1 protein-coding gene and 1 pseudogene are annotated in these 2,412 nt (G+C 67.7%); both read left to right on the top strand.

Annotated elements, in window-relative coordinates; all coding sequences use genetic code 11:
- A partial coding sequence (pnp, locus tag EQG76_RS08545) for a polyribonucleotide nucleotidyltransferase (protein WP_159712432.1) occupies window positions 1–1,433 on the top strand: 1,433 nt, incomplete at its 5' end.
- Window positions 1,434–1,633: 200 nt separating this feature from the next.
- A pseudogene (locus EQG76_RS08540) lies at window positions 1,634–2,412 on the top strand (nitronate monooxygenase); the annotation flags it as partial.

Genomic DNA, 2,412 nt, shown 5'->3' with positions numbered 1-2,412 from the left:
TCGCCCGCGCCAAGGTCGCAGCCCAGTGGCCGGATGCCGACATCGATCGCAAGGCGCTCCTCAAGGCCCTGTTTAAGGACCTGGAAGCCCAGATCGTCCGCGGCAGCATCCTCGACACCAAGCGGCGGATCGACGGGCGCGACTTGGTGACGGTCCGGCCAATCGTGGCCGAGGTGGGCGTGCTCCCCCGCGTGCACGGTTCCGCCCTGTTCACCCGCGGCGAGACCCAGGCGCTGGTGGTGGCGACGCTCGGCACCGGCCAGGACGAGCAGATCGTCGACGACCTGACCGGCGACTCGCGCAACCACTACATGCTGCACTACAACTTCCCGCCCTATTCGGTGGGTGAGACCGGCCGCATGGGCTCGCCCGGGCGCCGCGAGATCGGCCACGGCAAGCTGGCCTGGCGCGCGACCCATCCGGTGCTGCCGGCCAAGGACCAGTTCCCCTACACGATCCGGGTGGTCTCGGAGATCACCGAGAGCAACGGCTCCTCCTCGATGGCGTCGGTGTGCGGCGCCTCGCTCGCCATGATGGACGCGGGCGTGCCGCTCGCCCGGCCGGTGGCCGGCATCGCCATGGGCCTGATCAAGGAAGGCGACCGCTTCGCCGTCCTGTCGGACATCCTGGGCGACGAGGACCATCTGGGCGACATGGACTTCAAGGTGGCCGGCACCGAGCAGGGCGTGACCGCCCTGCAGATGGACATCAAGATCACCGGCATCACCAAGGAGATCATGGAGATCGCGCTCAACCAGGCCAAGGGCGGGCGCATGCACATCCTGGACGAGATGGCCAAGGGTCTCGGCCGGGTGCGCGAGGAGATGCGCGACACCGTACCGAGGGTCGTGCAGATCCAGATCCCGACCGACAAGATCGGCGCGGTGATCGGGCCGGGCGGCAAGATGATCCGCGAGATCTGCGAGGTCACCGGCGCCAAGATCGACATCAACGACGACGGCACGGTCAAGATCGCGTCCTCCGACGCGCTCAAGGCCCAGCAGGCGGTCGACTGGGTGCGCGGCCTGACCTCCTCGCCGGAGGTCGGCCATGTCTACAGCGGCAAGGTCGTGCGCATCGTCGACTTCGGCGCGTTCGTGAACTTCATGGGCAGCCAGGACGGCCTGCTGCACATCTCGGAGATCAAGAACGAGCGCATCAACAAGGTCACCGACGTCCTGAAGGAGGGCGACCAGGTCAAGGTGGTGATCCTGGCGATCGACGACCGCGGCAAGGTCAAGCTGTCGATGCGCGCCGTCGACCAGGAGACCGGCGAGCGCATCGAGGTCGAGCGCCGGCCGCGCCGCGAGGACGACGGCGAAGGTCGCGGCGAGCGGAGCGAGCGCGGGGATCGTGGTGACCGGGGCGACCGCGAGGGCGGCTATCGCCGCCGCGGCGGCGATGACCGTCCGCGCCGGTCCCGCGACGACTGAAGCCGGCGCGATGGCCCGGTGGCCAAGTGATGTTGCCCACATCGGCTTGTTGCCGGGCCCATTCGTCGCCATACTATCGTGACGGCCCGATGTATCCAGGGCGCGCCGCCGGCGCGTCCACATCGGTGTTGCAACAACCGGCGGGCCGTTCGTTCCAGGATGACGGCAGCAGGCCGAGCGAGATTCCAGGTAGGCGCTAGATGACCGCAGCTTCGATCGTCGATCCTATGTTCATTTCCGGAGCTTCGGTGTGGCCGTTGGTGGAAGGTGGCAAGGGTGTCGCCGCCTCCAACGGGACCAGTGCCGGTGCCTGGGCCGCCGCGGGCGGTGTCGGCACGATCTCCGGCGTGAATGCCGATCTGATCGACGACAATGGCGAGTATATCCCGCTCGTCTACAAGGGGCGGGACCGCAAGGCCCGGCACGAGGAGCTGGTCGAGTATTCGACCAAGGGTGCGATTAGTCAGGCGCGGATCGCGCACGAGCTGCGCGGCGGCGAAGGCCGCATCCATCTGAACGTGCTCTGGGAGATGGGTGGGTGCGAGCGCGTGCTCACGGGCGTGCTGGAAGGGGCCAAGGGCCTGATCCATGGCGTCACCTGCGGCGCCGGCATGCCCTACCGCCTGGCCGAGATCTGCGCCCGGCACGAGGTGCACTACTACCCGATCATCAGCTCAGCCCGTGCGTTCCGCGCCCTGTGGAAGCGGACCTACCACAAGTTCGGCGACTGGCTGGGCGCGGTGGTCTACGAGGATCCATGGCAGGCCGGCGGCCATAACGGCCTGTCCAATGCCGAGAGCCCGGACCAGCCGGAGAACCCCTTCCCGCGCGTGCTCGAGCTGCGCAAGATGATGCGCGAGATGGGGCTGGACCAGATTCCGATCGTGATGGCGGGCGGGGTCTGGCACCTCAAGGAATGGATGAACTGGATCGGCAACAAGGACCTAGGCCCAATCGCCTTCCAGTTCGGCACGCGGCC

Source organism: Geminicoccus flavidas, assembly GCF_009806515.1.
GTDB classification, from domain to species: domain Bacteria; phylum Pseudomonadota; class Alphaproteobacteria; order Geminicoccales; family Geminicoccaceae; genus Geminicoccus; species Geminicoccus flavidus.
The sequence above is the reverse complement of the archived record's forward strand: the minus strand, read 5'-3'. Positions and strand labels throughout refer to the sequence as shown.